12 protein-coding genes are annotated in these 12,653 nt (G+C 46.5%); 3 read left to right on the forward strand and 9 right to left on the reverse strand.

Annotated elements, in window-relative coordinates; genetic code table 11:
* Nucleotides 1-28 precede the first annotated feature (28 nt).
* On the reverse strand, nucleotides 29-1,576 hold the full coding sequence (locus KVT36_RS19480) for a helicase HerA-like domain-containing protein (RefSeq protein WP_217605133.1): 1,548 nt from the start codon (nucleotides 1,574-1,576) through the stop codon (nucleotides 29-31).
* 185 nt (nucleotides 1,577-1,761) lie between these two features.
* Between KVT36_RS19480 and KVT36_RS19485 the strand changes: the two genes are divergently transcribed.
* Nucleotides 1,762-2,256 (forward strand): DUF2975 domain-containing protein, encoded by a 495-nt coding sequence (locus tag KVT36_RS19485; protein WP_217605134.1) that lies wholly within the window; start codon nucleotides 1,762-1,764, stop codon nucleotides 2,254-2,256.
* Between the two features lie 2 nt (nucleotides 2,257-2,258).
* A complete protein-coding gene (locus KVT36_RS19490; protein WP_089920275.1) occupies nucleotides 2,259-2,492 on the forward strand; it encodes a helix-turn-helix transcriptional regulator in 234 nt (77 codons plus the stop codon).
* Between the two features lie 71 nt (nucleotides 2,493-2,563).
* Here KVT36_RS19490 and KVT36_RS19495 read toward each other — a convergent pair whose 3' ends face one another.
* The 8 genes from KVT36_RS19495 to KVT36_RS19530 all read right to left on the reverse strand — a co-directional run bounded on the left by KVT36_RS19495 (nucleotide 2,564) and on the right by KVT36_RS19530 (nucleotide 10,574).
* Nucleotides 2,564-2,944: a co-chaperone GroES family protein gene (locus tag KVT36_RS19495; RefSeq protein ID WP_254640096.1), complete on the reverse strand. Its 381-nt coding sequence runs from the start codon at nucleotides 2,942-2,944 to the stop codon at nucleotides 2,564-2,566.
* A gap of 71 nt (nucleotides 2,945-3,015) precedes the next feature.
* Nucleotides 3,016-3,855 carry an MBL fold metallo-hydrolase gene (locus KVT36_RS19500; RefSeq protein ID WP_217605135.1) on the reverse strand — a complete coding sequence of 280 codons (840 nt, stop codon included), beginning with the start codon at nucleotides 3,853-3,855 and terminating at the stop codon, nucleotides 3,016-3,018.
* A gap of 91 nt (nucleotides 3,856-3,946) precedes the next feature.
* Nucleotides 3,947-5,245 carry an MFS transporter gene (locus KVT36_RS19505; RefSeq protein WP_217605136.1) on the reverse strand — a complete coding sequence of 433 codons (1,299 nt, stop codon included), beginning with the start codon at nucleotides 5,243-5,245 and terminating at the stop codon, nucleotides 3,947-3,949.
* Between the two features lie 120 nt (nucleotides 5,246-5,365).
* The gene (locus tag KVT36_RS19510) at nucleotides 5,366-5,983 is read right to left on the reverse strand and encodes an ATP-binding cassette domain-containing protein (RefSeq protein ID WP_217605137.1); all 618 of its coding nucleotides are present in this window, start codon (nucleotides 5,981-5,983) and stop codon (nucleotides 5,366-5,368) included.
* On the reverse strand, nucleotides 5,967-6,767 hold the full coding sequence (lpxA, locus tag KVT36_RS19515) for an acyl-ACP--UDP-N-acetylglucosamine O-acyltransferase (protein ID WP_217605138.1): 801 nt from the start codon (nucleotides 6,765-6,767) through the stop codon (nucleotides 5,967-5,969). Before lpxA ends, KVT36_RS19510 begins: the two co-directional genes overlap by 17 nt.
* Nucleotides 6,768-6,769: 2 nt before the next feature.
* Entirely contained in the window at nucleotides 6,770-8,188 is a 1,419-nt protein-coding gene (locus KVT36_RS19520) for a bifunctional UDP-3-O-[3-hydroxymyristoyl] N-acetylglucosamine deacetylase/3-hydroxyacyl-ACP dehydratase (protein WP_254640097.1), read from the reverse strand.
* A gap of 26 nt (nucleotides 8,189-8,214) precedes the next feature.
* Nucleotides 8,215-9,264 (reverse strand): UDP-3-O-(3-hydroxymyristoyl)glucosamine N-acyltransferase, encoded by a 1,050-nt coding sequence (gene lpxD, locus KVT36_RS19525; RefSeq protein ID WP_089920265.1) that lies wholly within the window; start codon nucleotides 9,262-9,264, stop codon nucleotides 8,215-8,217.
* Between the two features lie 83 nt (nucleotides 9,265-9,347).
* On the reverse strand, nucleotides 9,348-10,574 hold the full coding sequence (locus KVT36_RS19530; protein WP_217605139.1) for an HD domain-containing protein: 1,227 nt from the start codon (nucleotides 10,572-10,574) through the stop codon (nucleotides 9,348-9,350).
* A gap of 428 nt (nucleotides 10,575-11,002) precedes the next feature.
* Here KVT36_RS19530 and KVT36_RS19535 point away from each other — a divergent pair, with 428 nt between their 5' ends.
* The gene (locus tag KVT36_RS19535) at nucleotides 11,003-12,556 is read left to right on the forward strand and encodes a response regulator (protein WP_217605140.1); all 1,554 of its coding nucleotides are present in this window, start codon (nucleotides 11,003-11,005) and stop codon (nucleotides 12,554-12,556) included.
* The last annotated feature ends 97 nt before the right edge of the window (nucleotides 12,557-12,653 follow it).

A 12,653-nucleotide genomic window follows, 5' to 3' on the forward strand; every position in this document is an offset into this window, starting at 1 on the left:
CAAGTACCGGTAAAGCAGGCGGGCGGTCTTAAAACCAGCTGCCCTTTTTCTTACTTTTGCCACCTAAGCCCAGGGCGCCTAACAGGCTGCGGGTAATTACGCTGGCTGCTGTACGGCCTACCTGCCTGGCTACCGGGCTATCCAGCATACTTTCCAGCACGCTCTTTTCTTCTTTGGGCCGGCCGGCTTTAGGGGCAGGAGCAGCCGCGGTTTTTTCTGCTGCTTCTTCCAGCTTGGCAGTTAGTATTTCATAAGCGCTCTGGCTATCTATTTCCTGGTTATATTTTTTAGCCAGCTTAGAGCCGCTTACGAGGCTGTCCATTTCTGTGCCTGTTAACACATCCATCCGGGAGCGGGGCGAGGTTAGCATGGTAGCAGCCAGCGGCGTAGGGGTGCCTTTTTCATTCAGGCAGGTGATCAGCGCTTCACCAATACCGATCTGCGTAAGCAGCTCATCGGTTTTATAAAAGTCAGATAAAGGATAGTTCTCTGCTGTTTGTTTAATGGACTTGCGGTCGTTGGCAGTAAAGGCGCGCAGGGCATGCTGCACTTTCAGGCCTAATTGGCCCAGCACAGAAGGTGGTACGTCCATCGGATTTTGCGTACAGAAAAAGATGCCTACCCCTTTTGAGCGAATGAGCTTAATAATGGTTTCTATCTGTTGCAACAGCGCATCGCTGGCTTCCTGGAAAATGAGGTGCGCCTCATCAATGAACATTACCAGCTTGGGTTTATCCATATCACCTTCTTCCGGTAAGGTGGCATAGAGTTCTGCCAGCAGGCTAAGCATAAAGGTGGAGAAGAGTTTGGGCCGGTCCTGGATATCGGATACGCGTACAATGGAGATCATGCCGCGGCCATCATCGCTGATACGCAGCAGATCATCCACCTCAAAAGATTTTTCGCCAAAGAATAAACCGGCGCCCTGTTGTTCCAGCTCAATTACTTTACGTAAAATAGTACCGGTAGAGGTGGTGGATATTTTCCCGTAGTCTTTTTCCAGCTCAGCCTTTCCTTCTGCAGCTACGTACTGCAGCACCTTTTTAAAATCTTTCAGGTCCAGCAGGGGCATTTTACTATCATCACAGTATTTAAAGATCATGCCTACCAGGCCTGCCTGCGTATCATTCAGCTCCAGTATTTTGGATAATAATACGGGACCAAACTCACTAACGGTGGCGCGTAAACGGGCGCCTTTTTCCTGGCTCAGGCTGAGTAATTCTGCAGGGTATGCAGCCGGCGACCACTGGCCGCCTATTTTTTGATAACGTTCTTCAATTTTAGGATTGTTGGCACCGGCAGCTGCAATGCCGCTCAGGTCACCTTTTATATCCATCAGCAGCACGGGTACGCTGGCATCACTTAAACCTTCTGCTATTATCTGCAAGGTTTTGGTTTTACCGGTACCGGTGGCCCCGGCAATTAAACCGTGCCTGTTCAGTGTTTTCAGGGGAAGGTTCACATCTGCACCAGCTACTACTTCGCCATCCAGTATGGCGCAACCCAGTTTAAAATGTTCTCCCTTAAAGGTATAGCCGTTTTTGATAGCTTCCAGGAAGGCTGCCTGATTTGCCATGGTGTATAAAATTTGGTTGAAGATAGCTTAATTTTTTACAGTTAGTATAACTGGTTGATAGATAATAGTGATTATTCCTAATCGGATATTATTTATCGAAAAACGATAAAAATATTTTGCTAAATGATAAAAGGCTTTTATCTTCATTATGAAATCAGATCAACATAAAATTTAAAATATCTACTATGAAACACAGCCACATAATGATGCTTCGCATGTTATTCTGGGCGCTGAATATTGTTATTGCAGGTGTAATACTTTTATTTTTATATCCTGCATTCTTTATGTTCAATGCGCATCACGGCAACCCCGGTTCTTTGAAGACGGAATTGCTGATGCTTTTATTAAGATCCGTTTACTATGGAGGGCTGATCTACATGCTGGTACTGCTTAACAAAACAATATTCCGGATCTTAAAAGGTTACACGTATGACAATCTTAATCTGCATTACATACGTCGTATTGGCTATCTGTTATTGCTGACGCCTGTTCCCAGCCTGTTGTTTGCATTGTTGCTCATAGCCGGTAGCGAAACAGGGGGAGGCATGGGCGTTATGATGTTCCTGGATGGATTACTGAATTACTGGCCTTATTGCCTGCTTGGCCTGGGCGTATTGGTACTGGCCGCCATCTACAAAAAAGGAATTACGTATAAACAGGAGCTGGAGCTAACCATATAATTATGCCGATTGTTGTGAACCTGGATGTGATACTGGCTAAACGTAAAATGTCGCTCACTGCTTTGAGCGAACGTGTAGGCATTACCATTGCCAATTTAAGTGTGCTGAAAAGCGGTAAGGCAAAAGCCATCCGTTTTTCTACCCTGGAAGAGATCTGTAAAGTGTTACACTGCCAGCCGGCAGATATATTGGAGTATGTGGGTGAGAAGGAGCTGGCGGAAAGGAAACTGATATGAAGATGTGCAGATATGCAAATGTGCTGATGATTAAAAAATTTGCACATTTGCATATCTGCACATTCGCACATTTATAGATCTTCCTCCCTTTCCAGCATCAGGATTGCGCTTTGCGGTACTATAAAAAATTTATCGCCCTGGTACACTACTTCAGTAGAGCCACTGATCAGGAAAATGGCCAGATCGCCTTCTTTGGCCTGTAAAGGAATATATTTTACTTTTTCTTCTTCCGGTTTCCAGGATTCCGTTTCCTCTGCAGGTACCGGGATAGCGTAACCCGGGCCGGTTTTGATCACGTAACCCTGCTGCACTTTTTCACGTTCTCCTACGCCGGGCGGCAGGTATAACCCACTGTCTGTGCGTTCATTAGGTTGGGAAGGTTTAATCAGCACGCGGTCGCCTACCACGATCAGCTTCTTTAATTTATTATCGGGTGTGAGATGTATAGCCATTTGATTTGCTCTTTTCAGACCAAAGGTATATCAAATTGCGTGCAGGAGAGGGGGAGCGTGCCATTCTGGCACTAGAGCTCTTTCAAAGCAAACATGTTCTCCACCCGTATGCCGCGTTCTGTTTGCTGCAGCGTGCAGCACTCCACTTTCGGATCGTGCTCAAAGAACAGGATGTACTTGTTATCCAATGCTTCCTGTAAAAAACTTTTCTTTTCCTGCAGGGTGGTAAGGGGAAACATGTCATACGCCATCACATAGGGAATAGGCAGGTGGCCTATAGAGGGCAGCAGGTCTGCCATGTAAAGGAGGGTCTGGTCTTTATAACGGATCTGCGGCAGCATCATGGCATCTGTATGGCCATGTACAAAACGCACTGCTATATTTTCAGTGAACTTAATGCCATCCTGCTGATCAATAAATTGCAGCTGTCCGCTTTCCTGGATGGGTAAAATATTTTCTTTCAGGAAAGATGCTTTTTCCCGCTCATTGGGTTCAGTAGCCCATTTCCAGTGATCAGGATTACTCCAGTAAACGGCATTTTTAAATGCTGGTGCCAGCTTATCACTTTCGCGTATAATACTGCCGCCGCAATGGTCAAAGTGTAAATGCGTCAGGAATACATCGGTGATATCGTCCCGGTGAAAGCCATGTGCCGCCAGGGAGCTGTCCAGCGTGGCATTTCCATGCAGGTAATAATAGCTGAAGAATTTTGCATCCTGTTTATTGCCAATACCGGTGTCTACCAGTATCAGCCGGTTGCCTTCTTTAATAAGCAGGCAGCGCATGGCCCAGGTACACATGTTATTATCATCAGCGGGGTTCAGCTTGTGCCAGATGCTTTTAGGTACTACACCAAACATGGCCCCGCCATCCAGTTTAAAAAATCCTGTATCTATTGTGTAAAGCTCCATGGATAATTAATAATTAATATCAGTACATCACTAATGAAGGTACATTAAATGCAGTAATCTTATTTCACCTACTACACCAATATATTAATTCTTAATTCTTCATTATTAATTCTTTCTGCTGCTTCAGCAACGCAGATATGATCCAGCCTAAACCAATGGCAAAGAACACCATCAGCGCCAGCACAGAGTTACGCATGCTGCCGGTAAGCTCTTCAATATAGCCAAAGCTGAACATGCCTACTACAATGGCCAGCTTTTCCGTTACATCATAATAGCTGAAGAAGGAGGTAGTATCTTCTGTTTCGGGCATTAGCTTGGCGTAGGTGGAGCGGCTCAGGGATTGCACGCCGCCCATTACAATACCTACTGCAACAGCCAGTATATAAAAGTCCATAGCGGTTTGCATACGGTAACCGGCTATACAAATACCTAACCAGAACACTATAACGCCGATCAATACACGCAGGTTGCCGAATTTGGCGGAAAGTTTGGCCATGCCCCAGGCGCCCAGCACTGCTACCAGCTGTATCACTACCACAGCTATGATCAGGTTGGTGGAAGGCAGGTTCAGCTCTTTGCTGCCAAACAGCGTGGCGGCCAGCATTACGGTTTGCACGCCCATGCTGTAAAAGAAGAAACCGCGCAAAAAGCGTTTTAACACGGGCATTAGCTTTACCTGTGCATACACTTTACGCAGCTCAGAGAAACCTTCTTTAAAAGCGCCGCCATAATGTGTTTGCACAGTGGCTTTGGATGCGGGTAAGCGGCTGAGGCTAAACAACGCAAAACCTAACCACCAGATGCCTACTAACAGGAAGGTTACCCTTACCGGTGTAGCGCCCGTTAATCCAAAAGGATGTACTGCTACCAGCACAAATCCCACCAGCTGTAAGATCACGCTGCCAATATACCCCAGCGCATAACCTTTTGCACTGATGCGGTCACGGTCTTCCGGGGCAGCTATTTCCGGTAAGTAAGAATTATAAAATACCAGGCCGCCGCAATAGCCTACTGTGGCCAGTAAGAAGCAAATGGTACCATACTCCACATTATCGCCATAAAACAGGAATAATGCACTGCAGGCTAAGCTGCCCAGCAGTGTAAAGCTGAACAGGAAGTTCTTTTTATTGCCCCGTGTATCTGCAATAGAGGACAGTATGGGCGACAGCAGCGCAATCAGCAAATAAGCTGCTGCAGATGCATAATCGTACAACGCAGAGTTTACGAACTTCATCCCAAAGAAGGGAATGATCTCGCTCTTAAAATGATCTTTGGTAACTTCTGTAAAGTAAATAGGGAAAAAGGTGGTGGTGATCACCAGGTTATAAACAGAATTGGCCCAGTCATACATGGCCCATCCGTTGATCACTTTTTTACTGGCAGTCTGCATGGGTAATTAGGAATTATGTAATGCGTGATGAAAGTACTTAGGGAAATTATGAATTACCAGTTACAAATACGCTCATCTTCCCAACATGCCACCCCATTCGTAATTGACAATCCGTAATTCTTACTTGTAGTCTACGATCTGTATCCGTTCCGGGCACATATAATATTCCTGTTCATCATTGGAGCTTACGATCAGCATGCGCTGCCCGCAATATTGCTCAATTAAATGCTGGTACAGCTGTACGCCGGCAACATCCAGGTTGGTACAGGGCTCGTCCAGCAGCAGCACCGGCACATCGGAAAAAATGGCCAGTGCCAGCTTAATACGCTGTTTCATGCCGGATGAAAAATAACGGAGCTGTTTGTCCATCGATTTTTCCAGGCCTACCATGCCCGCTATTTCTTTGTCGGTGATACCCGGCAGCAGCGTTTTAAACTGCACATGGAATTGTATGATCTCTGCCAGGGTAAATTCTTCTATGAGCTCAAGATAGGGTGCTGCAATAGCACAATAGCGGAAAAACGCATCGTTTTCGATGGGCTTTTCCGCTATACTATAAGTAACGGTACCTTCATTATGATGCAGGTGACCGCTGATAACCTGTAATAAAGTAGATTTTCCTGATCCGTTAGGCCCCAGGATTGCATAACGCCCGTTATCCCTGAATGTAAAGGATATACGACGGAAGATCCAGTCGTAATTAAAGCGCTTGCCTGCCTGGTTAAGCGATATCGTCATTGTTGCGGGTGGTATAACCTTTCATCACACCCCGGCCGGAATCGCGTATAAAGGAAAGGATCTCATCCCGTTCGTCCGTAGCCGGAAATTCGGCTTCTATGATGCTGATGGCTTTTGATACATTATAGCCTTTCACAAATATTACGCGGTAAATATCCAGAATGTGATTGATCTTTTCCAGGGAAAAACCGCGGCGTTTCAATCCTATTGAGTTTACACCTACGTAGGAGAGAGGCTCGCGCGCTGCCTTTACATAAGGCGGCACATCCTTGCGCACCAGTGAACCACCGGTTACAAAGGCATGATGTCCTATCTGGCAAAACTGGTGCACGGCTACCATCCCTGCCAGCACCACGTAATCACCTACGGTGATATGGCCTGCCAGGGTAGTATTATTAGAGAAAATGCAGTTGTTGCCAACTTCACAGTCATGCGCGATATGGCAGTAAGCCATGATCAGGCAGTTTTTGCCAATGGTGGTTTTCCACCGGTCTTTGGTACCACGGTTAATGGTCACAAATTCACGGATAGTGGTGTTATCACCTATTTCTACCGTGGTGTCCTCCCCTGCAAATTTCAGATCCTGCGGAATGGCGGATATAACGGAGCCCGGGAATATGCGGCAGTTCTTGCCGATGCGGGCGCCTTCCATAATGGTAACATTGGAACCTATCCAGGTGCCATCCCCGATCTCCACGTTTTTGTGAATAACGGTGAACGGATCAATTTTTACATTAGGCGCAACTTTGGCGTCCGGATGAATGTACGTAAGCGGGTGGATCATGCTTATTTGCCTTCTCTAGTTTTAATGATTTGTGCTACCAGGTCAGCCTCAGTGACAACTTTGTTACCGACAAATACGGTACCCCGCATTTCCACAATACCCCGCCTGATGGGGCTCAGCAGCTCCATTTTCAGGATCAGGGTATCACCCGGCAATACTTTTTGTTTGAATTTACAGTTGTCTATTTTCAGGAAGTAGGTATCATAGTTCTCGGGGTCCTGCACTGCGTTCAGCGCCAGTATACCGCCGGCCTGTGCCAGCGCTTCTATCTGCAGCACACCGGGCATTACCGGGTTACCGGGAAAGTGCCCCTGGAAAAAATATTCATTGAACGTTACGTTCTTGATGCCCACTACCTGGGTATCCGTAAGGTCTATGATCTTATCCACCAGCAGGAAAGGATAGCGGTGGGGCAGTGTTTTTTCTATGCGGCGCAGGTCAAAAATGGCAGGCTGGTTGGGATCATACGTAGGAATGTCCCGTACATGCTTGTTCTTTTTGATATACTGTTTGATCTTTTTTGCAAACTCCACGTTGGAGGCATGCCCCGGGCGGTTGGCAATGATATGCGCCTTAATAGGAAAACCTACCAGCGCCAGGTCGCCCACCACGTCCAGCAGCTTGTGCCGGGCCGGTTCATTTGGGAAACGCAGCTGTATGTTATTCAGAATGCCTTCACGCTGCACAGAGATCTTTTCACGCTGAAAAGCCTTGGCCAGGCGCTGCAGCTCTTCTTCTGTTACCGGGCGGTCAACCACCACGATGGCATTATTAATATCTCCGCCCTTGATCAGGTTCAGGGATAGCTGGTATTCCAGCTCATGCAGGAAGCAGAAGGTGCGGCAGGGCGCTATTTCTTTACTGAACTCCTGCAGGCCTTTTAAGTTGGCGTGCTGGGTGCCCAGTACGGGTGAGTTAAAATCTATAAGGCAGGTAATGCGGTAGTCAACAGCGGGCAGGGCCACCATTTCTACTTTTTTTACTTCGTCGTAATAAGAGATGTTGGTATCTAAAGAATAATAGATCTTTTTAGCATCCTGCTGCTGAGCACCTACTTCATCTATCACCTCCACAAAAGGCTGGGCGCTGCCGTCCATAATGGGTATTTCCGGACCATTCAGCTCTACCAGCACATTATCTATACCAGTGCCGGCCAGGGCTGCCATAATATGCTCTATGGTGCTTACGCGGGCGCCGTTATATTCTAAAGTGGTGCTGCGGGTGGTGTCTACTACGTAGTCCACATCCGCTTTTACTACAGGTTGTTCCGGGAGATCTATACGCTGGAACTTAATACCAAACCCGGGAGGGGCCGGTTTCAGGGTCATATTTACTTGCGCTCCAGTATGCAAACCAACACCCGATATGGTTACAGGTCCTTTTAGCGTATGTTGGTTCTGCGACTCTAAATTTTCCATCATGTTGTTTTACTGTTTACTTAATCCCTTCAAACCCCTTCCCGCTCAGAGAGAAGTTGTTTCACCATGTCTTCCAGCTCCTTTACCCTTTTTTCAAGGTCCGGCAAATTTCTAAAAATTGCCTGACTTTTCAGCGAACTTTTATAATCGAACGCCGGGGAGCCTGTCAGAGAGGTATTTGGATTAGAGATGGATTTGGATAAGCCGCTCTGTGCATTTATTTTGGTATTATCCGCTATATGTATATGGCCTACCATGCCTACCTGCCCGCCTATTACGCAGTTCTGGCCTATTTTGGTGCTGCCGGATACCCCTGTCTGGGCGGCAATTACCGTATTGGTACCAATGTCTACGTTATGGGCTACCTGGATCAGGTTATCCAGCTTTACGCCCTGGCGTATAACGGTAGAGCCCATGGTAGCGCGGTCTATGGTGGTATTGGCGCCTATTTCCACATCGTCATGGATCACTACATTGCCAATTTGCGGTACTTTTTTGTAGGAACGGTCTTCCTGCGGGGCAAAGCCAAACCCATCGCCGCCAATTACGCAGCCGGCATGTAAGATCACCCGTTTGCCCAGCACACAGTTATCATACACTTTTACGCCCGGGTAAATGGTAGAATCGTCATTCACGATCACATTATCGCCCAGGTATACACCGGGGTAGATCTTTACATTATTCCCCAGCACTACATTTTCGCCCAGGTACGCAAACGCACCTACGAAAACATTAGCGCCTAATTTAACAGAGCTTGGAATATAGGAAGGTTGTTGTATGCCGGTTTTGTTGCCCACCATTTGTTTATACTTTTCCAGCAGCAGGGCAAAGCTGCTGTAGGCGTCCTTTACCCGTATGAGCGTGGGTTTCACGGTGCCTTCGATCACCAGGCTTTCATTCACGATCAGGATAGATGCCTGCGTACTATATATAAATTCTTCGTATTTAGGATTGGCAATAAAGCTGAGCATTCCATTGCCGGCCTCTTCTATTTTGGCAATGTTGCTCACTTTAACGTCCGGGTTTCCCTCCAGCTTACCATCTAACATGGTAGCCAATTGTACTGCGCTAAATTGCATAGTTAAAAGTTATAAAAGTTACCCTCACCGGATTGTATAAAGTTATTCTTTAACATTTTAATTCCTTATAAAACGTTGCTTACCTACATTTTTGGATGACAAATGTAGAATTTTTTTACGGGTATAGCCAATGTATGGCTTACCAGGGCATTGTCTATGGAGGAAATATCTTTCACCGTTCCATCCTTAAAAAGGATGTTGATCTGTTCATCCTTGATATTATACGCCCTTAAGCTGGCAGTTCCCGAAAATACCAGGTAATCCAGCTCATTGCCTTCCAGCCCCCATTTCCGTTGTACCTGGTTCTTCAGCACGGCTATCGCATCATCCTCAAATGTCTCATTACTCAATATACATTTCAACAAATTCCTGTTTATCAGCCAGTTGCACAAAAGCGACAGTACCTTATCCTCATGCTGGGCCCATACTTTAATGGCCCCCATGATATCATAATCATCCAGCAAACAGAATTGTTGCAGACAGGCCGGTTCCTGCTCAAAATTACTGGCCGTAATGGTATGATACAGAAAGTATTGCAACGGGGGAGACGCAAATAATTCCACTCCCTTTAGCGCTAATTCCTTTGCCCGGATCAGGATCTTCACCAGCATATTTTCCGCGCTGAGCACCGTTTTGTGCAAATACACCTGCCAATACATCAAGCGCCGGGCCACAATGAACTTTTCTATAGAATAAATGCCTTTTTCTTCTACCATCAGCTCCCCGTTATGTACAGTCAGCATTTTAATGATCCGGTCATAGCCAATTACACCTTCTGATACGCCGGTATAAAAGCTATCCCGGTTCAGATAATCCATCCGGTCCACATCTAACTGGCTGGAAACCAATTGATGTAAGAACTTTTTGTGATAGCGGTCATTAAATATTTCCAGCGTCAGGCTCAGCGCTCCATTCATCTGCTTGTTCAGGTCCTCCATCAGCCAGCGGCCAATAGCCTCGTGCGATACTCCTTCTATAATGCCGTGCTCCAGTGCGTGTGAATACGGTCCATGCCCTACGTCATGCAGCAGAATGGCCATCCTGGCCGCTACTTCCTCTTCCTCCGTGATCGTTATCCCTTTCCCTTTCAGCTCCTGCAGGGCACAGCTCATCAGGTGATAAGCGCCCATACTATGGTGAAAGCGCGTATGCATGGCGCCCGGGTACACCAGGTGTGCCAGGGCCATTTGGTGTATACGCCGCAACCGCTGGTAGTACGGATGGGAGATGAGGTTAAAGATCAACGGATGATCTATTGTTATAAAACCATACACCGGGTCGTTTACAATCTTCCGCTTACGCTCCGTCATTGTATTATACGCTCTTTGCTTATATACAAAGCTACAGTTTCAATCGGTAACTTTTTCTAATGTATAGACGATTAATGAATAAATCACCCCTATATGTTACTGCGGCTAAGATCCATTTTTTGCAACAGGCCTCTGCAACAGGCCATACAACGGCCTGGCCGGCCATTCTGAATAGAACGTTTAAAGTGCAGAAAGTTTATTGGGCCGGGCTGGAATTTCACTATTTTAACAAAACTTTTAATATGTTGCGCGCCAATGAACTATGCTAAGCACTACCTAAATAAAGCGCTGCAAAGGCAATCTTATGTTTTAACAATTCGTTGATAGTGCCGGGGAATGATTTTTGCCTGAAATAGGGTTAAATTGTTCCGGCTTGCAGGTGCCTGCCAGCGATTTTCCATTTCCTTACAATCTTTTAATAATTGTACATGAGCCAAATAAATATACTTTGGGTAGACGATGAAATAGAATCTTTGAAATCACAGATCCTGTTCCTGGAAAATAAGGGCTACAAGGTATCTGCCCTTACCAATGGGTACGATGCGCTGGAATTCCTGAAAGAGCAGGTAGTGGATGTGGTGCTGCTGGATGAGTCTATGCCTGGTATTACCGGCCTGGAAACGCTGGGAAAAATTAAGGAAATAGATCAGCAGATCCCCGTGGTAATGATCACCAAGAACGAGGCGGAGAATGTGATGGACGATGCCATTGGCAGCCAGATCACAGACTACCTTATAAAACCGGTGAACCCCAACCAGGTGCTGCTTTCCCTGAAAAAGATCATAGATAATAAACGCCTGGTAGCAGAAAAAACCACCATCGCCTACCAACAGGAGTTCCGCACCCTGTTCATGGCGCTGAGCTCTAACCCCGACCAGCGGGAATGGATGGACATTTACAAAAAGCTGGTGTACTGGGAAATAGAAATGAGCAAGGCTAACAGCCCGGAGATGCTGGAGGTGTTCAATACCCAAAAGGCTGAAGCCAATACGGAATTTGCCAAATTCATAAGCCGTAACTATGCGGATTGGGTGCAGCCTAAAGCTAAAGATGCGCCTGTTATGTCGCACACCCTGTTCCGTGATAAGGTAGTGCCCAACCTGGATCCGGAGGTATCTAACTTTTTTATACTGATAGATAACCTGCGCTATGACCAGTGGAAGGCTATTCTGCCCATTTTCCAGGAATCTTTCCGCCTGGTGGAAGAAGATAGTTTTTACAGCATACTGCCTACCTCCACCCAATACAGCCGGAACGCCATTTTTGCCGGGATGCTGCCGGTGGATATTGAAAGCAAATTTCCCGTGCAGTGGAAGAATGATGATGAGGAAGGGGGGAAGAACCTGTATGAGGAAGAATTTTTTGCCGCCCAGCTGGCGCGTTTGAAAATGGACGAACGTTTTTCCTACACCAAGGTTATTAACCATAACGACGGGCAGCACCTGGTGAACAACGTGCATAATATGCTCAATTATCCGCTGAACGTGATCGTGTATAACTTTGTGGATATGATGAGCCATGCCCGTACAGAAATGGAAGTGCTGAAAGAGCTGGCTGGCGACGAAACCTCTTACCGCTCCATTACTATCAGCTGGTTTGAGCACTCGCCCCTGCACCAGGCCCTTAAACGCATTGCTGATAAGAAGATCAACCTTATTATAGCTACAGACCACGGCAGCGTGCGGGTAAAAACGCCTGTTAAGGTGATAGGCGATAAACAAACTACTACCAACCTGCGCTACAAGCACGGGCGCAACCTGAACTACGATCCTAAAGAGGTGCTGGCCTTCCGTGACCCGCGGGACGCAGGTTTGCCCAAGCCGAATGTGAACTCATCGTATATATTTGCCCGTGAGGATGGTTACCTGTGTTATCCCAACAATTACAACTACTTTGTAAATTATTACCGCAATACCTTCCAGCACGGCGGCATTTCCCTGGAGGAGATGATTGTGCCGGTGGCCAGGCTGGTAAGCAAATAATGAGCTATATGCTGGTATGCTAATATGCTAATGTGCTGGTATATGCTGGAAACAACAAAAATCAGCACATTAGCATATTAGCACATCAACACATTAA

The organism is Chitinophaga sp. GbtcB8 (genome assembly GCF_019091455.1).
Taxonomy (GTDB): Bacteria; Bacteroidota; Bacteroidia; order Chitinophagales; family Chitinophagaceae; genus Chitinophaga.

Coding starts and splice junctions, on each gene's coding strand:
- KVT36_RS19480 (WP_217605133.1), bottom strand. CDS start 1,576: ATGGCAAATCAGGCAGCCTTCCTGGAAGCTATCAAAAACGGCTATACC.
- KVT36_RS19485 (WP_217605134.1), top strand. CDS start 1,762: ATGAAACACAGCCACATAATGATGCTTCGCATGTTATTCTGGGCGCTG.
- KVT36_RS19490 (WP_089920275.1), top strand. CDS start 2,259: ATGCCGATTGTTGTGAACCTGGATGTGATACTGGCTAAACGTAAAATG.
- KVT36_RS19495 (WP_254640096.1), bottom strand. CDS start 2,944: ATGGCTATACATCTCACACCCGATAATAAATTAAAGAAGCTGATCGTG.
- KVT36_RS19500 (WP_217605135.1), bottom strand. CDS start 3,855: ATGGAGCTTTACACAATAGATACAGGATTTTTTAAACTGGATGGCGGG.
- KVT36_RS19505 (WP_217605136.1), bottom strand. CDS start 5,245: ATGCAGACTGCCAGTAAAAAAGTGATCAACGGATGGGCCATGTATGAC.
- KVT36_RS19510 (WP_217605137.1), bottom strand. CDS start 5,983: ATGACGATATCGCTTAACCAGGCAGGCAAGCGCTTTAATTACGACTGG.
- lpxA (WP_217605138.1), bottom strand. CDS start 6,767: ATGATCCACCCGCTTACGTACATTCATCCGGACGCCAAAGTTGCGCCT.
- KVT36_RS19520 (WP_254640097.1), bottom strand. CDS start 8,188: ATGATGGAAAATTTAGAGTCGCAGAACCAACATACGCTAAAAGGACCT.
- lpxD (WP_089920265.1), bottom strand. CDS start 9,264: ATGCAATTTAGCGCAGTACAATTGGCTACCATGTTAGATGGTAAGCTG.
- KVT36_RS19530 (WP_217605139.1), bottom strand. CDS start 10,574: ATGACGGAGCGTAAGCGGAAGATTGTAAACGACCCGGTGTATGGTTTT.
- KVT36_RS19535 (WP_217605140.1), top strand. CDS start 11,003: ATGAGCCAAATAAATATACTTTGGGTAGACGATGAAATAGAATCTTTG.